This window comes from Caulobacter sp. GW822-FHT07D08 (genome assembly GCF_058798735.1).
Map to the genome: position 1 here is coordinate 1 of NZ_JBXAKU010000004.1, position 24,522 is coordinate 24,522.

22 protein-coding genes are annotated in these 24,522 nt (G+C 68.7%); 10 read left to right on the forward strand and 12 right to left on the reverse strand.

Annotated features, from left to right (window positions below):
• Positions 1-163: 163 nt before the first annotated feature.
• From rsmA to lptF, 6 genes are all read right to left on the reverse strand, one after another.
• A complete protein-coding gene (gene rsmA / locus AC1RJ9_RS08820) occupies positions 164-994 on the reverse strand; it encodes a 16S rRNA (adenine(1518)-N(6)/adenine(1519)-N(6))-dimethyltransferase RsmA (RefSeq protein WP_492838707.1) in 831 nt (276 codons plus the stop codon).
• Positions 995-1,006: 12 nt separating this feature from the next.
• Entirely contained in the window at positions 1,007-2,008 is a 1,002-nt protein-coding gene (gene pdxA / locus AC1RJ9_RS08825) for a 4-hydroxythreonine-4-phosphate dehydrogenase PdxA (protein WP_492838705.1), read from the reverse strand.
• 11 nt (positions 2,009-2,019) lie between these two features.
• Positions 2,020-3,387 (reverse strand): peptidylprolyl isomerase, encoded by a 1,368-nt coding sequence (locus tag AC1RJ9_RS08830; protein WP_492838703.1) that lies wholly within the window; start codon positions 3,385-3,387, stop codon positions 2,020-2,022.
• A 179-nt stretch (positions 3,388-3,566) separates the two neighbouring features.
• The gene (locus AC1RJ9_RS08835; protein ID WP_492838701.1) at positions 3,567-5,999 is read right to left on the reverse strand and encodes an LPS-assembly protein LptD; all 2,433 of its coding nucleotides are present in this window, start codon (positions 5,997-5,999) and stop codon (positions 3,567-3,569) included.
• Complete coding sequence (lptG, locus tag AC1RJ9_RS08840; protein WP_492838699.1) at positions 5,992-7,098, reverse strand: LPS export ABC transporter permease LptG; 1,107 nt, start codon at positions 7,096-7,098, stop codon at positions 5,992-5,994. Before lptG ends, AC1RJ9_RS08835 begins: the two co-directional genes overlap by 8 nt.
• Positions 7,095-8,234 (reverse strand): LPS export ABC transporter permease LptF, encoded by a 1,140-nt coding sequence (gene lptF / locus AC1RJ9_RS08845; RefSeq protein ID WP_492838697.1) that lies wholly within the window; start codon positions 8,232-8,234, stop codon positions 7,095-7,097. Before lptF ends, lptG begins: the two co-directional genes overlap by 4 nt.
• Positions 8,235-8,461: 227 nt before the next feature.
• On the opposite strand from lptF, the gene AC1RJ9_RS08850 reads away from it, so the two are divergent.
• The 4 genes from AC1RJ9_RS08850 to AC1RJ9_RS08865 all read left to right on the forward strand — a co-directional run bounded on the left by AC1RJ9_RS08850 (position 8,462) and on the right by AC1RJ9_RS08865 (position 13,433).
• A complete protein-coding gene (locus AC1RJ9_RS08850; RefSeq protein ID WP_492838695.1) occupies positions 8,462-9,943 on the forward strand; it encodes a leucyl aminopeptidase in 1,482 nt (493 codons plus the stop codon).
• 121 nt (positions 9,944-10,064) lie between these two features.
• Entirely contained in the window at positions 10,065-10,526 is a 462-nt protein-coding gene (locus AC1RJ9_RS08855) for a DNA polymerase III subunit chi (protein ID WP_492838693.1), read from the forward strand.
• A complete protein-coding gene (locus AC1RJ9_RS08860) occupies positions 10,523-10,867 on the forward strand; it encodes a peptidase inhibitor I78 (protein WP_492838691.1) in 345 nt (114 codons plus the stop codon). The genes AC1RJ9_RS08855 and AC1RJ9_RS08860 overlap by 4 nt, the downstream gene beginning before the upstream one ends.
• Before the next feature lie 91 nt (positions 10,868-10,958).
• Complete coding sequence (locus tag AC1RJ9_RS08865) at positions 10,959-13,433, forward strand: MASE1 domain-containing protein (RefSeq protein ID WP_492838689.1); 2,475 nt, start codon at positions 10,959-10,961, stop codon at positions 13,431-13,433.
• Between the two features lie 52 nt (positions 13,434-13,485).
• On the opposite strand, the gene AC1RJ9_RS08870 is transcribed toward AC1RJ9_RS08865, so the two are convergent.
• Positions 13,486-13,884, reverse strand: a complete 399-nt coding sequence (locus AC1RJ9_RS08870; RefSeq protein WP_492838687.1) for a hypothetical protein — start codon at positions 13,882-13,884, stop codon at positions 13,486-13,488.
• Positions 13,885-13,976: 92 nt separating this feature from the next.
• Positions 13,977-15,839: an ABC-F family ATP-binding cassette domain-containing protein gene (locus AC1RJ9_RS08875; RefSeq protein WP_492838685.1), complete on the reverse strand. Its 1,863-nt coding sequence runs from the start codon at positions 15,837-15,839 to the stop codon at positions 13,977-13,979.
• A gap of 94 nt (positions 15,840-15,933) precedes the next feature.
• On the opposite strand from AC1RJ9_RS08875, the gene ndk reads away from it, so the two are divergent.
• Complete coding sequence (gene ndk / locus AC1RJ9_RS08880; RefSeq protein ID WP_492838683.1) at positions 15,934-16,353, forward strand: nucleoside-diphosphate kinase; 420 nt, start codon at positions 15,934-15,936, stop codon at positions 16,351-16,353.
• A 9-nt stretch (positions 16,354-16,362) separates the two neighbouring features.
• On the opposite strand, the gene AC1RJ9_RS08885 is transcribed toward ndk, so the two are convergent.
• The gene (locus AC1RJ9_RS08885) at positions 16,363-16,593 is read right to left on the reverse strand and encodes a hypothetical protein (RefSeq protein WP_492838681.1); all 231 of its coding nucleotides are present in this window, start codon (positions 16,591-16,593) and stop codon (positions 16,363-16,365) included.
• On the opposite strand from AC1RJ9_RS08885, the gene AC1RJ9_RS08890 reads away from it, so the two are divergent.
• Both AC1RJ9_RS08890 and AC1RJ9_RS08895 read left to right on the forward strand, forming a co-directional pair.
• Complete coding sequence (locus tag AC1RJ9_RS08890; RefSeq protein ID WP_492838679.1) at positions 16,486-17,076, forward strand: YoaK family protein; 591 nt, start codon at positions 16,486-16,488, stop codon at positions 17,074-17,076. The genes AC1RJ9_RS08885 and AC1RJ9_RS08890 overlap by 108 nt on opposite strands.
• 143 nt (positions 17,077-17,219) lie before the next feature.
• Entirely contained in the window at positions 17,220-17,570 is a 351-nt protein-coding gene (locus tag AC1RJ9_RS08895) for a PRC-barrel domain-containing protein (RefSeq protein ID WP_492838677.1), read from the forward strand.
• A 16-nt stretch (positions 17,571-17,586) separates the two neighbouring features.
• Here the strand turns inward: AC1RJ9_RS08895 and AC1RJ9_RS08900 are convergent, their stop codons facing one another.
• The 3 genes from AC1RJ9_RS08900 to purM form a co-directional block, all read right to left on the reverse strand.
• Positions 17,587-18,219 carry a DedA family protein gene (locus AC1RJ9_RS08900; protein ID WP_492838675.1) on the reverse strand — a complete coding sequence of 211 codons (633 nt, stop codon included), beginning with the start codon at positions 18,217-18,219 and terminating at the stop codon, positions 17,587-17,589.
• Positions 18,220-18,291: 72 nt separating this feature from the next.
• A complete protein-coding gene (purN, locus tag AC1RJ9_RS08905; RefSeq protein WP_492838673.1) occupies positions 18,292-18,885 on the reverse strand; it encodes a phosphoribosylglycinamide formyltransferase in 594 nt (197 codons plus the stop codon).
• Positions 18,885-19,910, reverse strand: a complete 1,026-nt coding sequence (purM, locus tag AC1RJ9_RS08910) for a phosphoribosylformylglycinamidine cyclo-ligase (RefSeq protein WP_492838671.1) — start codon at positions 19,908-19,910, stop codon at positions 18,885-18,887. The genes purN and purM overlap by 1 nt, the downstream gene beginning before the upstream one ends.
• Before the next feature lie 135 nt (positions 19,911-20,045).
• On the opposite strand from purM, the gene rnd reads away from it, so the two are divergent.
• The 3 genes from rnd to AC1RJ9_RS08925 all read left to right on the forward strand — a co-directional run bounded on the left by rnd (position 20,046) and on the right by AC1RJ9_RS08925 (position 24,485).
• A complete protein-coding gene (rnd, locus tag AC1RJ9_RS08915) occupies positions 20,046-21,215 on the forward strand; it encodes a ribonuclease D (RefSeq protein WP_492838669.1) in 1,170 nt (389 codons plus the stop codon).
• Between the two features lie 165 nt (positions 21,216-21,380).
• Positions 21,381-23,066: a response regulator gene (locus tag AC1RJ9_RS08920; protein WP_492838667.1), complete on the forward strand. Its 1,686-nt coding sequence runs from the start codon at positions 21,381-21,383 to the stop codon at positions 23,064-23,066.
• 129 nt (positions 23,067-23,195) lie between these two features.
• Positions 23,196-24,485: a serine hydrolase domain-containing protein gene (locus tag AC1RJ9_RS08925; RefSeq protein ID WP_492838665.1), complete on the forward strand. Its 1,290-nt coding sequence runs from the start codon at positions 23,196-23,198 to the stop codon at positions 24,483-24,485.
• Positions 24,486-24,522 lie beyond the last annotated feature (37 nt).

A 24,522-nucleotide genomic window follows, 5' to 3' on the forward strand; every position in this document is an offset into this window, starting at 1 on the left:
GCCGAACGCCGGCTCTCGCCAGCCTCCACCGCCGCCACTAGACGCTCTCGCAAGTCCATCGAGTAAGGTCGAACCATCCGAGCTGGCCTCCACCCAGCTCGCATCTTGAATCACGATCCGCCCAAAATCGGAATCCCGCGATTCAATCAAACCCAAGCACGCTCTAAGCTGAAGCTTGGCTCAGGCTCGCCCGCGCCAGCGCCAGGAAGCCGGCCAGGTCGATGACCTCCGCGCGGGCGTCGGGGCTGATGCCGGCCTTTTCGCACAGCTCGCCGCCGCCCAGCCCCTTGAGGCTGGAGCGTAGCATCTTGCGGCGTTGACCGAAGGCGGCGGCGGTGACGCGTTCGAGGGCGGCGATCAGGTCGGCCGGCGGCGGGTCCGCCTTGGGCACAAGGCGAACCACGGCCGAGGCGACCTTGGGCGGCGGTGTGAAGGCCTTGGCGGGCAGGTCCATGACCGTCTTGGCGTCGCACAGCACCTGGGAGATCACGGCCAGGCGGCCGTAAGCGTCGTCGTCGGTATGCGCGACGATGCGGTCGGCGACTTCCTTCTGGAACATCAGGGTCATCGACAGCGGCTTGAAGGGCCCCGTGAGCCAGTTGATCAGAAGCTGGGTGCCGACGTTGTAGGGGAGGTTGGAGACGACGTGGGCCGGCCCGCCGGCGGCCTTCAGCGCGTCGACCTTCAGGGCGTCGCCCTCGACCAGCTCCAGGCGGCCGTCGGCGACCTCGGCGAGGTCGGACAGCAGGGGCAGGAAGCGGCTGTCCTTCTCGATGGCCACGACCCTGGCGCCAGTCTCCAGCAGGGCGCGGGTCAGGCCGCCGGGGCCCGGACCGACCTCGACCACGACATCCCCTTCGCCGACTTGCGCCAGGCGGGCGATCTTGCGGGTGATGTTCAGGTCCAGCAGGAAGTGCTGGCCGAAGCTCTTGCGCGCCAGCAGGTCATGGCGCTCCAGGGCCTCGCGCAGGGGCGGCAGGTCGGCCAGGCTCATCGTCTCTATCTTTCAGCCGCCGCGGCGGGCGGCGATGTCGGCCGCCAGCCTGATGGCGGCGATCAGGCTATCGGGACGGGCGAGGCCGCGTCCAGCGATGTCGAAGCCGGTGCCGTGGTCGGGCGAGGTGCGTACGATCGGCAACCCCAGGGTGATGTTCACGCCGCCCCAGAAGTCCAGCATCTTGACCGGGATCAGGGCCTGGTCGTGATACATGCACAGCACGCCGTCGTAACGGACGCGGGCTTCCGGATGGAACAGGGTGTCGGCCGGGGCCGGACCGAAGGCGTCGACGCCCTGGTCCTTCAGGGCGCGGACGGCCGGGGCGATGATCTCGATCTCCTCGCGGCCCAGGGCTCCGCCTTCGCCGGCGTGCGGGTTCAGGGCGGCGACGGCCAGGCGGGGCCGCTCGACGCCGAAGTCCTGGCGCAGGGCCTGGGCGGTGACGAGGCCGCTGTTGACGATGCTCTCGACGGTCAGGGCGGCCGGGACCTTGGCGATGGCGGTGTGGATGGTCACCAGCGTCGCCCGCAGGTCGCCGGCGGCCAGCATCATCACCGGGCCGCGCGCGCCGTCGAAGGTCGCCGCGGCGGTCAGCTCGGCCAGGAACTCGGTGTGGCCGGGGAACTTGAAGCCGGCCTCGTAGAGCGGGGCCTTGGCGATCGGCGCGGTGACCAGGCCCGAGACGGCGCCGGACAAGGCCAGGCCCACGCCGGTCTCGATCCAGCGGATCACCTGCGGCGCATAGGTCGGCGAGGGCTGGCCCGAGACGACCGGGGAGAGCAGGGGGATGTCGATGACCGGCAGGGCTTGCGCGAAGACGCCGGCGGCCTCGTGGGGACCCGTCACGGCGCGGACCTTCACCCCGCCGCCGGCCGAGGCCAGCAGTTGGGCGTCGCCCACCACCACGAAGGCGGGGCCGTCCTGGCGCAGGGCGGCCCAGGCCTTGGCGATGATCTCCGCGCCGACGCCGGCGGGATCACCAGCGCTGAGGGCGAGCGGGCGGAGTGTCACTGGGTTCTGGCCTATCGGGTCTCGATGGTCGCCTGGTTGCGCAGGTCGCGCAGGTAGCGCTTGGAGATCAGCGCCAGCTGCTGGCCGCGCAGGCGGTTCTCGATCTGGTCGTGCGACGGGGCGTTGGCGCCGCCCTGGCGCTTACCGCAGACCGCGATCAGGTGCATGCCGGCGTCGGTGCGGATCGGATCCGAGATCTGGCCGACGTCCAGCTTGTTGGCCGCTTCCTGGAAGGCGGGGGCCAGGTCGGTGATCTCGGCCTCGCCGAGGTCGCCGGCGACCAGGCCGTCCACCTTGCCGGCGGTGGCTTCCAGGCTCGTGCAGTTGGCGATCTTGGGCTTCAGGTCGGTCAGCAGCTTGGTGGCCGCGGCGACCTGGGCCTCGGTGGCGTCGGCGGCCAGCGGGGCGGCGACCTGCTTGAGGTCGACGATCGCGGTCTTCGAGCCGGCGCGCTTGTCGCGCAGATAGACGATATAGACGCCGTCCTTGACCGCGATCGGCTTGGACAGCTGGCCGGGGCGCAGTTCTTCGAGCGCGGCGTCGACTTCCGGCGGCATCTCGCCCGGGCTGACCCAGCCCACGTCGCCGCCGTTGGCGGCCGTGGCCGAACCCGAGAACTGGCGGGCGACGGCGGCGAAGGGCGCGCCTTGCTGCATCTGGTTGATCAGCTGGGCGGCGCCGTTGGTGGCTACCTCCATGCCGCCGACGCGGGCGGCGTCGAGGAACACCTCGCTGACCTGGTACTGCGGCTTGGCCGCCGCGTCGGCCAGGCGGCGCTGATAAGCCTTGATCTGGTCTTCGCCGATGCGCAGGCGCGAACCGTAGCGGCCCTGGATCCAGCCCTGCCACGAAGAGTCGGCGCGCAGCTGGGCGCGCCAAGTGTCCAGGCCGATACCTTGCTGGACCAGCGACTGCTTCAGCTGCTCGGCGGTCATCTTGTTGGACTGGGCGATGTCGCCGATCTGCTCGTCGACTTCCTTGTCGGTCGAGATGATCGTGATCTTCTGCTGCTTCTCGACGCGCTTGAGCTCCTGCATCTGCAGGTGCTCGTCGATCAGCGAGCGCAGGGCTTCCTGCTCGATCTGCGGCAGGTTCTCCGGGGTGGCCTGCATGCCCGAGGTGGCCATCAGCAGGCGCATGCGCTGCATCAGGTCATAGCTGGAGACGATCTCGTCGTTGACGACCGCCGCCACGCTTTCCGAAAGCGGGTTGGCGGGCGCCGGCGGCGCGGCGGCCGGAGCCGGCGGGGCCGCGACCTGAGGCGGAGCCGCCTCTTGCGCCTGAAGAGCTTGCGCGGGCAGGCCGAGGCTCGCCACGGTCAGGGCGAGAATGGACGCGGCGCCGGCCGCGAAAGTCGTGACGCTACGCGCAGACCGCATGGATAGTGTCGTTCCTCTAGTCCCTGGCCGCACCCGGCGGGCGCGGTCGGTTAGCATGTTTTCCGAAGTGACGAACGCCAAATCTGACGTTTCCCCCTGGTCGACCAAGCGGTCGTCGCCCCCGAGACACACCGGGCGGACGCGCGCGGACGCGGCACGCCCCCCCAAGACGTGTTCACTCATTTGGAGACGTATCCTGCTGCGCCCAATGTGGCGAACGAAAGGCTGAACACGATCGTATGGTCAGGCTGCAGGCGCAGACCGGTGGCCGTCGAGGCGTAGCGGTCCTGCTGCTGGTAGATCACGTCGATGCGGATGCAGTCGTCCTGGTAGGCGACGCCCAGGTCGCGGCGGCGCCAGACGTCGGCGACCATGTCGCGCGCGCCGTAGGTGGTCACCGACCAGTGCTTGGTCAGCTTCAGCTCGCCACGGGCCTCGAAGCTCTCCTGGCGGCTGCCGTTGGAATCGAGCTCGTCCTTCAGGTAGCGGACCGAGGCGTAGCCACGGGTGGTGAAGGCGTCGACGCCGGTCTCCAGGCGCTTGATCTCCTGGGTGTCCGAGTCGAGGCGCGTGCGGGCGAAGGCCGTGATGCCGCGGACCGGCGTGACCGTCGCGGCCACGATCCAGTCGGACGACTTGCTCTGCAGGCCGGTGCGGGTCGGGATCAGCGGATCGAACTCGGAGCGGAAGCTGCGGCCGACCAGGATGCTGCCGCTGCGGCCGCCCGGCAGGGTGTAGGTGGCGCGGCCGCCGAGGTTCAGGCGCTGGCCGCCCTCATAGAGGTCGAAGCCCGGCGACTTGTTGGCCGAGAAAAGGTTGGTTTCGTCGAACTCCAGCGTCGCGCTGTCCTCGTTGTAGAGGTAGGTCGTGGTCCCGTTGCGGGCCACGATGGTGGGCACGCGCGAACTGTCCGAACCCACGGCCACCTGAGCCAGGGGCTCCAGCACGACGTTGCCGCCGTTCTTCAGCGGCTTGTAGAACGGCAGGCTCAGGTCCACGCCGCCCACGCCGAGGGCGCGGGTGTAGGTGTCGTTGTCGCTGTCGCCCAAGGCCGCCGCGGCCGGCGTGATGTACGATTTGATCGAATAGGCGTCGCCGCGGGCCTGGGCGAAGGGCGAGATCTTCAGGCCGTTGCCGACGATGGTGCTGGTGCGCCAGTCGGCCTTGAAGCTGGCGCGGCTGGAATCGACACCGTTCTGGCCCTTGTAGTCGGGCAGGTAGTAGGGCGGTTCGCCGTATTGCGACTCCGAGCGGTTGAGCATGACGCCCGAGCCTTGCAGGCGCAGACGACCGCCCAGGACCGGGGTGTCGGGTTCCCAGCGGGCTTCGACCAGCGGGCCGATCAACGGGAAGGCGCCGCTGTTCTCGAAGGCGTTTGCCGAGTTGGTCGTCGGATTGATGCCAACGACGCGCAGGCCCTGGATCGAGACGGCCGTCACCGAGAACCACGACCGGGCGTCCTGGCGGGTGGCGTAGATCTGCGAGGTCAGACGGTGGTCGTCGCTCGTGAACAGGCCGCGCTGCACATAGACGTCGTTGATCTTGTACTTGTCGAACAGCAGGGCGTCGGAGACGCGCTCGGCCGTGAAGCCCCACTTCCACTTCTCGTTGATGTCGAACTTGCCGTTGGCCAGGATGTAGCTGCGGGCGGTCGACTGACCGAATCGGTCGCCGTGGATGTCGAAATCCTTGTCGTAGGTGAAGCCGCCGCGCGCCTCGATCGCCCCCGAGTAGAAGCGCTTGCGGTAGTTCACGTTCAGGAACGGATTGACGCCCGTGCTGATCTGCGGGGCGATGATCACGTCCGACGACGGTGAGATCACGTAATAGTAGGGCTGGTTGTACGAGGTGCCCCGGCCCTTGGAGAAGTCGATCTTCGGCGCCAGGAAGCCCGAGCTGCGCTTGGCCTGCGGATCCGGATGCCAGAACAGCGGCATGTACAGGATCGGCGCGCCCCACAGACGGATGGTGGCGTTCTTGTAGTAGATCAGCTGCTTCTGCTTATCCTGCACGATCTTGTCGGCCGAGACCGACCAGGTCGGCGTCGGCTTTTCGGCGCAGACCTCGCAGGGCGTGTAGATCGCCCGGTTCAGTTCCTGAATGTTGGCGTTGCGCCGCACGGCCGTGACCGACGCGATCTTCATGTTCTGGTCGAGACGGGCCGCGAAGTTCTGGGCGAAGCCCGCCTTCATGTCCTTGTCGACTTCCATGTGGTCGGCGAACTCGGCGGTGCCGTCCGGATTGATCAGCTGGACGTGGCCGTTGGCCGTGATCTCGCCGGTCTTGGCGTTGTAGATCACCTCGTCGGCGCGCAGCGTGCGGCCCTGATAGCGGCTCTGCACCTTGCCGCGCGCCGTCATGATCTGGTTGACGTCGTCCCGGATCAGCAGGTCGGATTCGAGGTAATAGCCCTCGTCCGTCAGGCCGTCGGAAGGGGCGGCGGGAACCACCGGCGTCGGCGGGATCGTGGCCAGGCTTTGCTGAGCGTGGGCCGCGCCCGCGCAGGCGAACGCCAGCCAGGCCGCGCCGCTGAACAGCAGCGCGCGGCAGGCGGACGGGACGCTGGGACGCGTTTCAGTCATGAATGACCCTGGCAGCAATGACTCACCCATCTTCCGTATAGCAAAGCAAAGTGAAGCCCGCCAAAAGCGCGACGGTTGGCGGTGTCCATGCGGCGATGAACGGGGCCAGAACGTCGGCCTTGCCCAAGGTGCTGCATAGCTCGTTGAAGAAAAAGAACCCAAAGCCCAGCGCGACGCCAGAACCGGCCAGGGCGGCCAGGCCGCCAAGCCGCATCAGGCGCAGCGAAAAGGCCGCCGCCAGCACCGACATGGCGGCGAACAGGATCGGCGTGGCCAGGTCCTGCTGCAGCCGCAGCTTGAACGGCGCGGCCGAAAAGCCGGCGTCCTCGGTACGCTGGATCGTCGCGGGCAGCCGCCACAGGGCCACGGCCTGGGGCGTATTGAAGCGCTCCGAGGCGGTGCGGTCGTCGAGATTGGAGGGGATCGACAGGCTGTCGGAGCGGATCGCCCCGGCGCCGGGCGTGGCCTCGCGCACGCCGGTCAGGCGCCAGAAGCCCGGCTCAAGCCGCGCCTCGTTGGCCTCGATGCGGCGGGTGAAGTCCATCACGCCCTTGTTGTTCAGGGTGTAGACGAACAGCGACACGCCCCGCAGGCGCACCGAGCCGTCGATCAGGTCCCGGTCCCGGGCGCGGATGACGATCTGGGTCTTGTCGTCGCCCTGACGCAGCCAGGTGCCCTTGGGGGCCTCTTTCAGGTAGCCGTTCATGACCCGATCGCGCTCGGTCTCGAACTTGGCGGTCATGGCCGTGGTCAGCGGGTTGAGCAGGGTGATGCTCAGCAGGCCGATGAAGAACGAGGCCATCGCGGCGGGCATGATGAACCGCCAGGCCGAGACCCCGGCGGCGCGCATGGCGATCAGCTCGCTGCGCCGGTTCAGCTCGACGAAGGCCCACATGGTGCCGAACAGGAAGACGAACGGGGCCAGCACCAGGATGGTGGCGGGAGCCTGCAGGAAGGTCAGATACAGAAGCTGGAAAAAACTGGCGTCCGCCCGCGTGCCGACGTTGCGGGCGATGTCGACGAAGGCGATCAGCATCACCATCGCGCCCAGCACGGCCAGGGCCGCCACCAGGGCGCTCATGGTGCGCTTGAGGACGTAGCGTTCCAGCATGCCCATGGTCAGCATCACGCGGCTCCCGACAGGGCGGGGGCGGCCTTGGCCATCCGGGCGGCGCGGCGCGGCGAGACCTTCTGGCGGAAGACCTGCGACAGGCCCCACCACGTGGCGGCCAGCGGCGCCATGTACTGCAGGACGTTCAGCCAGGCGTTGTCCTCGCAAGCGGCCTGCACGCCGAAGCCGACGATGCGGACCACCGCGGCGGCGGCGCCGACGGCGGCCATCCGCTTGCCATAGCCCATGCGGCTGAACGAGCCGCCCAGCACGGCCGCCAGGGCCATGGTCATCAGCGCGATGTTGTAGAGCGGGGCGGCGAACCGCGAATGACCTTCCGCCAGCAGCTTGCCCTTGTTCCGCTGCTCCCAGTCCTGGGTCAGGTCGGGGAAGAACAGCTCGTGCGGATAGCGGTCGGCGATCTTGTAGTGCAGCAGCTCGTCGGTGTGCGACAGGCTGGACAGGTCGAAGGTGTACTCGTCGAACGAGGTGTATTGCAGCACGCCCTGGCGCGAGAACTGCTGGTTGGAGCCATGGCGCATGATCAGCACCGGCTCGCCCCGGCGGGTGGCGATCTCGGCCTCACGTGACGAATAGGTCGAGGCGCCGCCGTTGGCCGTGTCCTGGTGGATGAACAGGTTCTGGATCTTGTTGTCGCGGTCGATCGACTGCGCATAGACCGTCAGGCCCGGACCCGGTTCGGTGAACTGGCCTGGCTGAACCAGCGTCGAGGCGACGTCGGTCTTGATGTCGAAGGACGTCTCGCGGATCTGGCGGGCGCTCCAGGGCTGCAGCCACAGGCCCGAGACCAGCGACACCAGGGCCGCGATCACCGCCAGGCGCATGGCCGGCGAGATGACGCTCCAGCGGCTCATGCCGCCGGCGAAGCAGACGACGATTTCCTGCTCGGTATGCAGACGGTTCAGCGCCACCAGCGCGGCCACGAACAGGGCCAGCGGCATCATGATGCCGAGAAGCTGGGGCAGGGCCAGGACGATGATCTTCAGGAACACCAGCGCGCTCTGGCGCTGTTCCACCAGCACGTCGAACTCCGACAGGCTGCGCGCCAACAGCGCGAGCGCCACCAGGGCCGCCGTCGCCAGCAGCGTCGGGCCTAGCAACTGCCGGAAGAGATAGCGTTCTATGAGGCGCATCGAGTGGGGGTTCGGGCGGATGGATTCGTGGGACGAACCCCGAAGATGGGTCGTTCTACACGGGGGCTTCGCGTCGACACAACGGGGGACCTGACTTAGCTGTGCCGAGTGCGGCCCAACGGAGCCTTTTCTATGGCGCGGCATTGGACTATGCCGCCTAGTTCAAGATTGAGTGGCGGCGCGTCGTGACGCGCCACCTAGAAGTCGCCCAAATGCAGGAGCGCGGCATGCGTATCGAGTTCGTCCCCGTCGACACCCAGGCCGGCGCCACGGCCGCCCTCGCGGTCCTGGCCCATGAGGGCGCGGCCCTGTCGCCGGAGGCCAAGGCCGCCAACGAGTCGACCGGCGGCGCCCTGGCGCGCGCCATCGCCGGCGGCCGCTTCACCGGCGCCAAGGGCCAGACGCTGGACGTCGTCGCGCCCCATGGCCTGGAAGCCGCCCGCCTGGTGCTGGTCGGCGTCGACGGTTCGGGCGCGGTGGAGCCGGAAGCGGTCGAGACCGCCGCCGCCTCGGCCTATCAGGCCATCAAGACCACGGGCGTCACCGAGCTGGTCCTGAAGCTGGGCGCCGACGCCGAGAGCGCCGCCCGCGCCGCCTTCGGCGCGCGCCTGGCCGCTTATCGCTTCGACAAGTACCGCACCACCGAGAAGGCCGACAAGAAGCCCTCGGTCCAGGTGGTGAAGGTCGCCGCCGCCGACCCGGTCAAGGCCCAGAAGGCCTACGAGCCGCTGGCCGCCCTGGCCGACGCCATCGTCTTCAGCCGCGACCTCGTTTCCGAGCCGGCCAACATCCTGCATCCGGAAGAGTTCGCCGCCCGCGCCAAGAGCCTGGAGAGCCTGGGCCTGGAGGTCGAGGTTCTCGGCGAGGCCCAGATGGCCGAGCTGGGGATGGGCAGCCTGCTGGGCGTCGGCCAGGGCAGCCGCCGCGAGAGCCAGCTGGTCATCATGAAGTGGACGGGCGCGGCCGACAAATCGGCCCAGCCGATCGCCTTCGTCGGCAAGGGCGTCACCTTCGACACCGGCGGCATCTCGATCAAGCCGGCCGACGGCATGGAAGACATGAAGTGGGACATGGGCGGCGCGGCCGCCGTGACCGGCGTCATGCACGCCCTGGCCGGCCGCAAGGCCAAGGTCAACGCCATCGGTATTCTCGGTCTCGTCGAGAACATGCCGGACGGTAACGCCCAGCGTCCCGGGGACGTGGTCACCTCGATGTCGGGGCAGACGATCGAGGTCATCAACACCGACGCCGAAGGCCGCCTCGTGCTGGCCGACGCCCTCTGGTACTGCCAGGACCGCTTCAAGCCGCAGTTCATGATCGACCTGGCCACCCTGACCGGGGCGATCATCATCTCGCTGGGTCATGACTACGCCGGTTTGTTCAGCAATAACGATGGTTTGTCGGAAAAACTCCTTGCCGCCGGCAAGGCCGAGCGCGAGAGCCTGTGGCGCCTGCCGCTGCCGGCCGCCTACGAGAAGCAGATCGAAAGCCCGATCGCCGACATGAAGAACATCGGCGGCCGTCCGGCCGGCTCGATCACGGCGGGCCTGTTCCTGCAGAAGTTCGTCAACGGCGTGCCGTGGGCGCACCTGGACATCGCCTCGGTCGCCTGGAAGAAGCCCTCGACCGACCCGACCGTGCCGGACGGCGCGGCCGGCTACGGCGTTCGCCTGCTCAACCGCCTCGTCGCCGACGCCTACGAAGGCTGATCCGCGAAAGCTGTCATCCCGGCCAAGCGCATAGCGCGCCGAGCCGGGACCAGGGGAAGCGCTGAGTTTGTGGTGGTCCCGGGTCTTCGCTACGCTTCGCCCGGGATGACAGGGAAATTTGATGACCGCTAACCCCTGCGAGGTCTGGTTCTACCACCTGGAGCGCTCGCCGCTCGAGGCGGTGCTGCCCGAGCTTCTGGAAAAGACGCTGGGCAGGGGCTGGAAGGCGCTGGTGCGCGGCGGAGATCCTCGGCGCATCGAGGCGCTGGACCAGCACCTCTGGACCTGGCGCGAGGACAGCTTCCTGCCGCACGGCCTGGCCAGCGAGCCGATGGCCGAGCGCCAGCCGGTGCTGCTGACCGCCGAGGACGGCAACCCGAACGCCGGTGACGCGCTGTTCCTGATCGACGGCGCCGAGCCGGGCGATCTGACCGGGGTGTCGCGCTGCATCCTGCTGTTCGACGGCCGGGATGATCAGGCGCTGGCCATGGCGCGCGGACGCTGGTCCGTCTTCAAGAAGGCCGGGCATCCGGTGTCCTACTGGCGCCAGGGCGCCGAACGCGGTTGGGAGAAGCAGGCATGAAGCGGGTACTGTCGGCGGTGATCCTGGGTCTGATCCTGGCCTCGTGCTCCAGCGCGCCCGAGCCGGCCCCGCCGCCGCCGCCCAGCACGCCCACCGCGCCGCCGGCCATCGCGCTGCCCGCCAAGCCGCCGGTCGCCGAGGCCGCCAAGGATCAGTGCGGACTGAAGGAGGCCCAGGCCTTCGTCGGCAAGTCGCGCACCAGCCTGCCGGCTCCGGTCGACCCCTCCCGCTGGCGCGTGGCGTGCACGACCTGTCCGGTGACGATGGACTACCGCGCCGACCGCCTGAACATCCTGTTCAACGCCGACACCGGCGTCGTCCAAGAGGTCAAATGCGGTTAGAAATCGCGTTATGCCAAGCTTTTCTGGCGTTTTCCCGGATCGGATGAAATAACCGAATCCACCGGAGATTCCTGACCGGCCGGTTCAGAGCATGGTCGACCAGCCAACGATCGAGCCCAAGACTCGCGATGACTTAGCGGCCACGCTTCTGGCCGCTTTGGGCGTCGCATTTGGCTTTGCCGGCCTAGCCTATCTCTGCGTCGAGATCCCCCGCGCTTATAGTCAAATCTCGCCGATCTGGCTGTCGAACGGCTTCCTGGCCGCGTGTCTTCTGTCGTCGCCTTCGCGGCGCTGGCCGGCTCTGGTGGCCGGCGGACTTCTGGGCGCCCTGGCGGCCGGCGCCCACGCGGGCGACAGCCCGACGATCAACGCCATCCTGGTGACGCTGAACATCTCCGAGGCGCTGCTGGCCGCGGTCGCCGTACGCCGTATGACGGGCGAGGCGATCGACCTGGGCCGACCGCGCGACATGCTGGCCTTCGTCCTGCTGGGCGGGTTCATGGCCCCGGTGATCGTGGGGGGCGCCGCGTCGTCGATCTACACGCTGCTGCGCGGCGGCGACCTCCTGAGCAACGTCACCGGCTGGGTGCTGAACGACATCCTGGGCATGTTGACCGTCGGCCCCTGCCTGCTGGTCCTGTTCAAGGCCAAATTCTATCTGCGCGAGCGCCCCCTGACCCGCGATGGGGCGCTGTCGATCGTCGCCTGCGGCCTGATGACCGCCGCCGTCTTCGGCCAGACCAAGTATCCGTTCCTGTTCCTGGTGCCGCCGGTCATGTTGCTGGCGGCGTGGCGCCAGGAGGTGCTGGGCGCGGTCCTGGGTGTGGTGCTGGTGGCGGCGATCGCCCTCGTCTTGACCATCGCGGGCCACGGACCCATCCACCTGATCCTGTCGGGCCCGGCCACGCAGTCGGCCGTGCTGCAGCTGTTCCTGGCCGTCTCGACTTTCGTCGCCCTGCCGGTCGCCGCCTTCCAGCGCCAGCGCCGCGCGATCATAACCGAGCTGGTCGAGACCAGCGCCGCGGCCGAACGCAGCGAGGCCAAGTTCCGCCTGCTGGCCGAGAGCGCCCTGGACATCATCGCCCACAGCGACCTGCACGGGCAGATGACCTACATCTCGCCGGCCGCCCGTTCGATCATGGGCTATCCGCCCGAGGACCTGCTGGGCGCGGGCTATCTGAAGACCCTGCACCCCGACGACCTTGCCAAGATCGGCGAGGTGGTCCGCGCCCAGCGCGAGTGCCTCGACGGCGCCTCGGCCCCGCCGGCCGCCACGGTCGAGTACCGTGCCTTCCGCGAGGACGGCGGCATGATCTGGCTGGAGTCGCGGCCGACCCTGGCCTGCGACCCGCTGACCGGCGTTCCCAACGGCATCACCGACATCATCCGCGATGTCACCGCCCGCAAGACCCTGGAGCTGGACCTGCGCGCCGCCCGGGCCGAGGCCGAGACCGCCGCCGCCGTGAAGGGTGAGTTCCTGGCCAATATGAGCCACGAGCTGCGCACGCCGCTGACCGCCGTGATCGGCTTCGCCAACCTGGCGGCCGACGAGCCCGACCTGTCGCCGCGCGCCCGGCGCTATCTCGACCGCATCGCCGCCGGGGGACAGACCCTGCTGACGACGATCAACGACATCCTCGACTTTTCGCGGCTGGAGGCCGGACGCATCGCGCTGAACGTCCGCCCGACCGGCGTCGCCGATCTGGTCGCCGAGGTGCTGGAGCTGACGAGCGCCGGAGCGATGGCCAAGGGCCTGACCCTGGGCGCCGACGGCCTCGCGACGTTGCCGGCCCAGGTGATGATCGACCCCGAGCGCGTGCGCCAGGTGCTGGTCAATCTGGTCGGCAACGCCGTGAAGTTCACCGACACGGGCAAGGTCGGCCTTTCCGTCGTTCACCACGGGAACCGGCTGCGCATCGCCGTGGTCGACACCGGGCGCGGCGTGGCGGCCGAGGATCAGGCGCTGCTGTTCGCCCGCTTCTCGCAGATCGACGCGGCCCTGAACCGCCAGCACGGCGGCGCCGGCCTGGGCCTCGCTATCTCGAAGGGGCTGGTCGAACTGATGGGCGGCGAGATCGGTGTCGAGAGCGAGGAGGGCAAGGGCGCGCGCTTCTGGTTCGAAATCCCGGCCCAAGTCGCCCAGCTCGCCGAGGAGGGCCAGGGCGAGGACGACTTCCCGCTGCCGCCGCCGGGCAGCCGCGTGCTGGTCGTCGACGACAACGCCGGCAACCGCGAACTGGTCCGCTCGGTGCTGGAAGCGGTCGGAGTCGAGGTCGCCGAGGCCCGAGACGGCGAGGAGGGCGTCGCCGCCGCCGCCGCCGCGCCCTATGACGTCATCCTGATGGACCTACGGATGCCGCGGCTGGACGGGGTCTCGGCCGCCCAGCGGATCCGGGCCGAGCGGGGGCCCAGCGCCGGCGCGCCGATCATCGCCTTCTCGGCCGATGTGCGGTCGGGACCGCTGGACCCGGTGTTCGACGGCGCGACGCCCAAGCCGCTGACGGTGATGTCGCTGCTGTCCACCCTGGCCCAGGCCATGAGCGAACCGATCCCCGCCACCGTCTAGACGAGGTTGTCGTGGAGGTTCAAGGGAACGCCGCCCTGGGACCAATAGGCGGCTAGCGCTTGCCGACGCCCGGGAACATCGCCACGCCGTCCTCGAACACGCCCAGATAGCCCAACTCGCCCAGCAGCGGCGTCAGGTCCTCGGCCATGTCGCCGGAGTGGGGCAGGTGAGCGGGGCGGCCTTCCTGGTCGTGCAGACGGTAGACGGTCCACATCTTGCCCTTCGGCGCGGCCGCGCCGGGCTGGATGAACCTATGCTCCCAGCCGACCAGGGGCGGCGCGCGGCCGACCTCGATGTCGAACGGACGGTCGCGGAACGCCAGGTCCATCTCGATCCGCATGGCCTCGCCGATCCGGGCGTTCACCCAGTCGGCGAACGCTTCCAGGACGACGGACGCGGACAAACCTTCCGGATTGGCCACGACATGGTTGCGAGGATGGGCGGTGCTCATGGCGCGCACCCTGCGCCCACAGGTGTCGCGGAAGCGCTAAACTTCTTGGTTCACGCGGGTTTACCCTAAGCCCTCGATGTCTCCGGTGAAGCTCACGCCTCCGCCGCCGCCAATTCCTCGGCCAGGGTCATCCAGGTCGCCTCGGCGTCGTCCAGCTTGGCCTTGGCGTTGTCGCGGCGCTTGGTCAGTTCGGCCACCTTGGTCGGGTTCTTGTAAAGCTGCGGGTCGGCCAACTGGGTTTCCAGCTCGTTCACCTGCCGCGTCGTGCGCATGACGACCTGCTCGGCGGCCTCGATCTTGCGCTTCAGGGGCTCGATGGCGACGGACTTCTTCGGCGCGGAAGCCGCCGGCTCGGGCTCGCGGGCCACCTGGGTCGGCTTCACGGCCTGCTTGGCGCGGTCCAGCACGAACTTGGCGTAGTCGTCCATGTCGCCGTCGAACGGTTTCACCGTGCCGTCGGCGGCCAGCCACAGGCGGTCGGCGACCAGCTCCATCAGCGAGCGGTCGTGGGTGATCAGGATCACCGCGCCCATATAGTCGTTCAGCGCGTCCAGCAGGGCGCGGCGGCTGTCGATGTCCAGGTGGTTGGTCGGTTCGTCGAGGATCAGCATGTGCGGCGCGTCCATCGCCACCATGTTGAGCAGCAGGCGGGCCCGCTCGCCGCCCGACAGGTTGGCGACCGTGGTCTCCTGCTTCTCGAAGCCGAGGCCGAACTGGGCCAGTTTCGAGCGGCGCGAGCTTTCCGAGGCGTCCGGCATGGCCCGGCGGATGATCTCCAGCGGGGTGTCGGCCGGGTCCATCGCCTCGATCTGGTGCTGGTGGAACCAGCCGACCTTCATCTTGCGGTCGCGGTGGAATTCGCCCGACTGCACGCCCAGCGCGCCGGCGATCATCTTGGCGAAGGTCGACTTGCCCGCCCCGTTGACGCCCAGCAGGCCGATGCGGTCGTCCAGGTCCATGCGCAGGTTGAGGTTCTTGAGGATCGAGCGGCCTTCCTCGTAGCCGACATTGGCCCGCTCAAGGCGGATCAGCGGCGGCGCCAGCGGGCGCGGCGGCGAGGGCAGGGTGAAGGGCGCGACGCGCTCCTCGATCGTGGTGGCCACCGGCTCCATCTTGGCCAGGCGCTTCATGCGGGACTGCGCTTGCGCCGCTTTGGAGGCCTTGGCCTTGAAGCGGTCGACGAAGGCCTGCAGGTGGGCGCGCTCGGCGTCCTGCTTGGCCTTGGCCGACAGTTGCAGGCGAGCCTTCTCGGCGCGGCGCTTCTCGAAGTCGTCGTAGCCGCCGGTGTAGAGTTCCAGCTTGCCGCCGGCCAGGTGCAGCATGTGCGTACAGCTGTTGTTGAGCAGCTCGCGGTCGTGGCTGACGATCAGGGCGGTGTGCGGGTACTTCTGAAGCCTCGCTTCCAGCCAGAGCGCGCCTTCCAGGTCGAGATAGTTGGTCGGTTCGTCCAGCAGCAGCATGTCCGGCTCGGCGAACAGCGCCGCGGCCAGGGCCACGCGCATCCGCCAGCCGCCGGAGAACTCGCTCATCGGCCGCGCCAAATCGTCTTGCGTGAAGCCGAGGCCTACCAGGATTTCCGAGGCCTTGGCGGGGGCGGCGTCGGAATCGATCTCGATCAGCCGGGCCCAGATCTCGCCCATCGCCTCGGGATCGGCCGTCTCCAGCCGGGTCAGCAGGTCGTGGCGCTCCTCGTCGGCCTCCAGCACCGTATCCAGCAGGGTGAACGGCGTGGCCGGGTGCTCCTGGTCCACCGAGCCGATCCGCGCGGACTTGGGCAGGCTGATCTCGTCGTCGCCGGCGTGAAGTTGGCCCAGGATCAGCTTGAACAGAGTCGACTTGCCGACGCCATTGCGGCCGATCAGACCGACCTTGGCGCCCGGCGGCAGGCTGACGCTGGCGTGGTCGAAGAACTTCCGACCCCAGGCGTTGAAGGTCAGGTCACGGATCTGAAGCATTTTATGAAGGTTACGCGTCGGGGTTGGCGGGGAGGAGGCGCCCGGCTATAAGCCCGCAACCTCCCAATCCACAACTTTTCTGTGAGATCACTCCGTGACTGAACGCACCTTCTCGATCATCAAGCCGGACGCCACCCGTCGTAACCTGACCGGCGCCATCAACGCGGTGATCGAGGCCGCTGGCCTGCGCATCGTCGCTCAGCGCCGCGTGCGCCTGACCGAAGAACAAGCCAAGAAGTTCTACGAAGTCCACGCCGAGCGTCCGTTCTACGGCGAACTCGTCGGCCAGATGACCGCCGAGCCGGTCGTCGTCCAGGTGCTGGAAGGCGAAAACGCCGTCGCCAAGTACCGCGAAGTCATGGGCGCCACCAACCCCAAGGACGCCGCCGAAGGCACCATCCGCAAGCTGTTCGCCCTGTCGATCGGCGAAAACTCGGTCCACGGTTCGGACAGCCAAGAGAACGCCGCGATCGAAATCGCCCAGTTCTTCACGGACGATCAGATCGTCGGCTGATCCAGCCTGTCATTTTCGGATGACGCCAAGCGCCCGGATCGGTGACGATCCGGGCGTTTTCTTTTGTCGCGGAGCTTGGCGGTGAAGCACTACGAACGGGGCGAGGTGGTCTTGGCGGTGACGCTGTCGGGCGTGGCTGGCTATGTGGACGCGATCGGCTTCCTGAAGCTGGGCGGGTTCTTCGTCTCGTTCATGAGCGGAAACTCCACGCGCCTGGGCGTGGGCCTGGCGACGGCCCACTGGGCGGCGGTGCTGACCGTGCTGACCCTGGTGGCCTCGTTCGTCGCCGGCGTCGTGCTGGGGGCGCTGACGGCCCGGGCGCTGGGTGAGACCCGGCGCTCGCCGGTCCTGATCCTGGAAGCCACGCTGCTGGCCCTGGGCGCGGGCCTGCTGGCGCTGGGCCACGACACCGCTGGCGTCACCGCCGTGGCCATGGCCATGGGGGCCGAGAACGCGGTGTTCCAGAGGAACGGCGACGTGGCCGTCGGCCTCACCTACATGACCGGCGCCCTGGTCAAGGCCGGCCAGCGCATCGCCGGGGCCCTGGTCGGCGGCGAGCCCTCGGACTGGCTGCGCTATGTGCTGCTGTGGACGGGCCTGGCGGGCGGCGGGGCCCTGGGCGCGCTGACCTATCTGCATATCGGCGCGGCCGCCCTGTGGGGCGCCGTGGCGGTCGTGCTGGCCGGCGGCCTGTGGGCCGAGCGGCGCTGGCGGTCGGTCTAGCGCCTGTTTAGATCTTGAGCGCGTTCGACCGGTTTGACCGCTCACACTTAAACCTAAAGCGCTCTAGGGACGGCCGAAACCGTTGGCGTTCTCAGACGCTTTGTCTCCTGGCGAGCCACGCCGGTTGGTCGAGAGAGAACCCGATGCCCCTGACGAGAAGCAAAGACATCCTGGGCCAGGACCTTCTGGGTGAGCACGGCGGCAAGCTTGGAACCATCGCGGAGACGTTCGTCGACCTGGATACCGGGCGGATCGAGTTCCTCGTGGTGGAAGGCGCCGGACTGCTGGGCGGGTCGGGCAGGTATCACCCCGTTCCCTGGTCGATCGTTCGCTACGATCCCATGGTCAAGACGTATCAGGTCGATGTCTCCAAGGACCGATTCAAGGCCTCGCCAAGCTACGATCGCGCACAGATCGCCAGCGCCGACTATGCCTGGGACGAGCAATCGATCCGATACTATGACGCGCCCGCGGACATCGTCGCCGCATCTTGAGGCGACAGGGGCGTGACTAGGCTACAGCCCCGCTGCGTCTGGCCTGCTTGAGCCACAGGGCGCCGGCGCCGATCAGCAGCAGGGCGCCCAGGACGAGGCCGCTGGTCAGGGCGGAGTTGTTCCCGAACATCTGCAGGTTCCGCGCGGCCAGGTAGCTGGGCGCGAGCAGCGAGATCACCCAGATCGGAGCCGACAGCACATTGGCGACATGGAAACGCCAGCCGCGCGTGCGCGACATGCCGGCCAGGATTGGAATGAAAGGACGCGCGGGCCCCAGATAGCGGGCGGCGGCGATCGCCAGCACGCCGTGGCGGCGGGTCAGCAGCTTGGCGCGAGCCAGCAGGCGGCGCTTGCCCCCGAACAGCAGGCGGCTCGCCCGGCGACCGCCCAGGCCTCGGCCCATCAGATAGGAGAGGGCGTCGCCAACGGCCGCGCCGGCGCTGCACCACAGGATCGCTTCAACCGGATGCAACGCGCCTTGGGCCACGAGGGCTCCCGCGGCCAGCATGACGCCGAGGATCGGAATCAGCAGGCCCACGAACAGCAGGGCCTCCAGCAAGGTCATGACGAACAGGACCGCGCCGACGAAACCGGCGTGGTCGGCGGCGACTTCGAAAAGATCGGCGATCCAGGCGTCCATGACCGGCATGCTGACGCCATATGGTGACGAAGTCCTGACGCAACAGCCTTTACCGCCTGTGACACGCGGTCTCAGGGGGCGTCAGGCCTTGGCGAGACGCTCGGTGACGAACGCGGCCAGGGTGTCGGCGTAGAGCCGATGTTCCTGCTCCAGCACCCGGGCGGCCAGGCTGTGGTCGTCGTCGTCGGGCAGGATCGGCACGCGGGCCTGGCCCAGGATCGGGCCCTCGTCGACGCCGGCCGTGACCAGGTGGACGGTGCAGCCCGCCTCGACCTCGCCGGCGGCGATGGCGCGGGCGTGAGTGTCCAGGCCCGGATAGGCCGGCAGCAGGGAGGGGTGGATGTTCAGCATCCGGCCTTCCCAGGCGTCGACCAGGAACGGCGTCAGGATCCGCATGTAGCCGGACAGGGCGATGACCTCGATCCCGCGCTCGCGCAGGGCCGCGTCGATGGCGCGTTCGTGGGCCTCGCGGTCCTTGCCGAACGGCTTCTGGTCGATGCAGAGGGCCTCGACGCCTTCGGCCGCCGCCGTGGCCAGGCCGCCGGCGTCCGGCTTGTTGGCCAGGACGAGGGCGATCTCGAACGGGCAGGCCGGCGCCTTCGCGGCGCGGACCAGGGCCTCCATGTTGGAGCCCCGGCCCGAGATCAGGACGGCGACCTTGGTCTTCTTCAGCATCAAGCCTTGACCAGCTGGCCGCAGATGAAGGCGTCCTCGCCGGCGTTCAGCAGGGCGGCCAGGACGGGCTCGGCGTCGGCTTGCGCCACGATGATGATGAAGCCGATCCCGCAGTTGAAGGTGCGGCGCATCTCGTGCTCGGAGACGCCGCCAACCTTGGCCATCCACTCGAACACCGGAGGCAGGGCCCAGGCGTTCCAGTCGAACTCGGCCGCCAGGCCTTCGGCGATGGCGCGCGGCGGGTTCTCGATCAGGCCGCCGCCGGTGATGTGCGCGCCGCCCTTGACGCGACCCGACTGCAGCAGGGGCAGCAGCGACTTCACATAGATGCGGGTCGGGGCCATCAGGGCCTCGGCCAGGGTCTTGCCATCTTCGAACGGCGCGGGGGCGTCCCAGGCCAGGCCCGATCGCTCGACCACGCGGCGCACCAGCGAATAGCCGTTCGAGTGCGGGCCCGAGGAGCCGAGGCCGATGATGATGTCGCCGGCGCGTTGCTTGTCCAGCTTGGGCAGGACGTCGTCGCGGTCGACGGCCCCGACGGAGAAGCCCGCCAGGTCATATTCGCCGTCGCTATACATGCCCGGCATCTCGGCGGTCTCGCCGCCGACCAGGGCCGCGCCGGCCAGCTTGCAGCCCTCGGCGATGCCGGCGACGACGCTCTTGGCGACCTCGATGTCCAGTTTACCGGTGGCGAAATAGTCCAGGAACATCAGCGGCTCGGCGCCTTGCGCCAGCAGGTCGTTGACGCACATGGCGACCAGGTCGATGCCGACCGTGGCGTGCATGCCCGCGTCGATGGCGATGCGCAGCTTGGTGCCGACGCCGTCGGTCGTGGTGACCAGCAGCGGATCGTCATAGCCGGCCGCCTTGAGGTCGAACAGGGCCCCGAAACCGCCCAGGCTGGCTTCCGCGCCGGGGCGACGGGTGGCCTTGGCCAGGGGCTTGATGGCGTCCACCAGGGCGTTGCCCGCGTCGATATCGACTCCCGCCTGGGCGTAGGTAAGGCCGTTCGGCTGATCGCTCATGGTCGCTCTGGCGCTCGCTCTGGTCTATCGGAGGGCGGTGAACCCGTCCGAACTCGCGGAAAATTCGCTCCCCGGCGCCGCTAAGCGCGTCTTGACGCTTGCAGACTCGGGGGGGCGCGAGGCTATTAGCAGCCGATGAAGCCGATCACCACCACCGCCGAGCTGGCGGCGTTCTGTAATGCGCTCGCGGGCGAGCCTTTCGTCGCCGTCGACACCGAGTTCATGCGCGAGACGACCTACTGGCCCAAATTGTGCCTGATCCAGGTCGCCTCGCCCACGCACGAAGCCGTCATTGATCCACTGGCCGAGGGCATCGACCTCGAGCCGCTGCTGGCCGTCATGCGCGACGAGAGCATCCTCAAGGTGTTCCACGCCGCCCGTCAGGACGTCGAGATCTTCAACAACCTGAAGGCCATGCCGAGGCCGTTGTTCGACACCCAGGTGGCGGGCATGGCGGCGGGCTTCGGCGAGCAGATCGCCTATGACGCCCTGGTCCGACAGATGCTGCGCATCGAGCTCGACAAGTCCAGCCGGTTCACCGACTGGGCCCGCCGGCCGCTGACCGAAGCCCAGCTGACCTACGCCCTGGCCGACGTCACCCACCTGGCGGCCCTGTTCCCGACCCTGCGTGAGCGCCTCGAGACCTCGGGTCGCCTGGCCTGGGTCGAGGAGGAGATGTCCGCCATCTCGGATCCCGCCGCCTACGACGTCGATCCGGAAAAGGCCTGGCGTCGCCTGCGTCCGCGCAAGACGGCTTCCAAGTATCTGGCCGTGTTCAAGGCCGTCGCCGCCTGGCGCGAGCGCACCGCTCAAAGCCGCGACCAGCCGCGCGGCCGCATCCTCAAGGACGAGGCCATCGACGAACTGGCCACCCAGGCGCCGACCAGCCTGGAAGCCCTGAACAACCTGCGCGGCGTGCCCAAGGGCTTTGGCGGCAGCAAGTTCGGGCCGGACCTGCTGGCCGCGATCAAGGCGGCGCTCGCCGATCCGGAGGGCTACGCCCCGACCGTCGACAAGCCCGGTCCGCCGCCGCCCCAGAACGCCGGCGCCGTGGTCGAGCTGCTCAAGGTGCTGCTGAAGGCGCGGGCGGAGGAGGCGGGCGTCGCCTCCAAGCTGATCGCCACGGTCTCGGACCTGGAGAAGATCGCCGCCGACGACAACGCCATGACGCCGGCCCTGACCGGCTGGCGCCGCGACGCCTTCGGGGCCGACGCCCTGAAGATCAAGCGCGGCGAGCTGGCTCTGGTGCTGGACGGCGCCAAGGTCCGCGTCGTCGAGGTCCGACGGGCTCCGAAGGCCGAGTAGGCCTTACGACCGAAGTGATCAAAGGGCGCGGCGACCGCTAAGGTTGTCGCGCCCCTTTGCTACTCGGATCGAGCCATTTTCCCGTGCGCGCAAGGGGTTGCTGGCGTACAAGGCCCCGCCGCGCCGCTCCCCCGGGAGTAGAACGCGCCGTGTACGGGGGTTGCGTTGAGTGCATTCTGGGACAACCTGGCGGACGCCTACCGCCCCGCCGCGGTGTCGCGGCGACGCCTGATCCCCCTTCGCCTCTTCGTCGTGCTGGTCCTCTGCGCGATCGCGCTGGTGTGGCCAAGCCTGCGCTTCCTGTTCGCATGGTCGGGCGTTTTCGTCGCTGTCCAGACGGCCAAGTTCCTGGCATTGCGCCATTTCCTGAACGCGCCGGCCCCGGGACGCGCCGTGGCGCTGAACCTCGTCGGCGATTTCCTGATGGCGGCGATCTTCGGCTGGCTGGCCATCCCGCTGTGGGCGATGGATACGCAGATGGGCTCGGCCGGCGCCGTGCTGCTGCTGTCCGGCTCGATCTTCACCGCCCTGATGGGCGCGGAGGGCTGCCTGGTCGCCTTCATCGCGGCGGCGGCCCCGCACATCATCTACCTGTTCGTCACGCCGCTGGTCGCCGGCGACGCGCGCGATCCGATCACGGTGTTCTTCCTGATCGGCTGCGGGCTCTTCTGCCTGACCCTGTCGATGGTCTTCCTGTGGTCGGAGCGGACCATGGTCGCCGAGCGCGCCGCGAGGCGAGCGGCCGAGCGCCAGACGGCCGCCAAGTCGGCCTTCATCGCCATGGTCAGCCACGAGCTGCGCACCCCGATCAACGCCATACTGAACGGCGCGGCGGCCCTGGACCGCGAAGGCTCGGCCGCCCTGGTCACCGACGCCGGGGTGATGATGCGCGCCATGCTCAACGACCTGCTGGACCTCTCCAAGATCGAGGCCGGGCGCATGGGCGTCGAGACGGTCGACTACGACCTGCCGGCCGTGGTCGGCGACGCCGTCGAGTTCTGGCGCTGCGCCGCCTCGGCCAAGGGCGTCGCGCTGACCCTGACCGGTGTCGAGACCCTGCCGCAATGGGTGAGAGGCGACCCGATGCGCACCCGCCAGATCCTCAACAACCTGCTCAGCAACGCCATCAAGTTCACTCCTGAAAGCAAGGGGGATGGTCGGGGCCAGGTCAGCGTCGAGGTCGGCGTCGAGCGCGAGCGGCCGCGCCAGGTGGCCATCGTCGTGCGCGACACCGGCCCCGGCTTGAAGGACGACCAGATCGAACGGCTGTTCAGCCCCTACGAGCAGCTGGGCGCCGGGACCGCCCGCGCCTTCGGCGGCACGGGTCTTGGCCTGTCGATCAGCCGCGATCTGGCCCGGCTGATGGGCGGCGAGCTGACGGCGGCCAACGCTCCGGGAGGCGGCGCGCGCTTCACCCTGCGCCTGCCCGCGCCCGACGGCGCCGCGCCGGTCGAACCGGCGGAGGACGAGGTCCAGGCCCTGGCCGTGCGCGATGAGGCGCCGGTGGTTCTGGTCGTCGACGACCACGACATCAATCGCCGGGCCCTGCGCCAGATGCTGGAGGCTTTCGGCGCCCGGGTGGAGACCGCCGAGGACGCCCAGGCGGCCCTGCTGGCGGCCGAGCGGCAGATCTTCGACGCCATTCTGATGGACGTGCGCATGCCCGGCATGGACGGGCTGGAAGCCGCTCGCCGGCTGCGCGAGGACGGCGCCAATCGCCAGACGCCGATCATCGCCGTCACCGGCGCCGCCTCGCCCGACGAAGTCGCCGCCTGCCGCGAGGCGGGCATGACGGGCTGGGTGGAAAAGCCGGTCAACCCGCGTGATCTCTACACGGCCCTGTTCGGCTAGAACCTGCCGCCTCGCCCCTTTTTCGGCGCATATCGCGGGCGTTCTCGCTAGAAGGAAGCGCAACGAACGAGTCGCCGCGCGCGTCTCGCCGCGATCGGTTTCCAATCCAGTTTCAAGAGTTTACGCGCCGTGTCGAGGATCTGGCTAAGCGACTGGGAAAAGCGTCGGCGCCTGAAATGGATCGCCGCCGGCGCGGCGGGCCTCGTCCTTGTCGGCGGCCTGGCGACCCTGCCGTTCCTGAAGAAAGCGCCCAAGGCGGTGTCCGAGGCGATCGGGCAGGCGGCGCTGAACACGCCCGAAAAGCCGTCCGCCTGGCATGGCGACATCGACTATGACGCCCTGAACGCCCGCATCGCCGCGATGGCCGCCGACAAGACCATGGAGGGCCTGGCCGTGGCCGTCGTCGAGAAGGGGCGGTTGTCCTTCGTCCACGGCTATGGCCGCACCACCGAGGGCGGCGCGAAGGTCGACGCCCGCACCGTGTTCCGCTGGGCGTCGCTGTCCAAGACCGTGGCCTCGACCCTCAGCGCGCGGATGGCGGCCGACGGCGCCTTGTCGCTGACCGAGCCGCTGGTGGCCTTCAACACCAGCCTGCGCCTGCCGGGCGACGCGCAGAACACTCTGACGGTCGAGGACCTGCTGGCGCAGCGCACCGGCCTTGGCAAGAACGCCTATGACGGCCAGCTGGAGGACGGCGTCGATCCGGCCAAGATCCGAGCCTCCTATGGCGCGCTGAAGCCGGTCTGCCCGCCGGGCACCTGCCACAGCTACCAGAACGTCGCCTACGACACGATCACCGAGGTCATCCAGGGCAAGACCGGCGAGCCCTACGCGCAGACCGTGCAGCGCAAGCTGTTCGGCCCCCTGGGCATGACCGGGGCCTCGATCGGCATGGCCGGCCTGACCTCGGCCGCGCATTGGGCCCGGCCCCACGACCGCGCTCGCCGGGAGCTGAAGCTGTCGGACGCCTACTATCACGTGCCCGCCGCGGCCGGCGTCAACTCGACCATCGTGGATCTCGCCGCCTGGATGCAGGCCCAGATGGGCCTGAAGCCTAACGTCCTGTCGTCGACCGTCCTGGACGAGGTGCAGCGTCCCCGCGTCGCCACCGGCCGGCCCTACGGCCGCCTGAACATCGCTCGCGAGCTGAAGAACCCCGCCTATGGTCTGGGGATGCGCAGCTTTACCTACAAGGGCCATCGCCTGGTCGGCCACAGCGGCGGGGTCTCGGGTTATCGCTCGACCATGATGTTCGACCCGGCGACCAAGACCGGCATCGTCATGCTGTGGAACAGCGACGCCAACCTGCCTTTCCGCTTCCAGGGCGAGTTCTTCGACCGCGTCTACCGGATCCCGTTCACGGACTATCTGGATTTGAACTCTGGCCAGCCGGGCGCGGAGGCTTCGCTGTCGGATTGAGGGTGGGACTCGACCTGAGGTCGTGTTAGAATTGTCG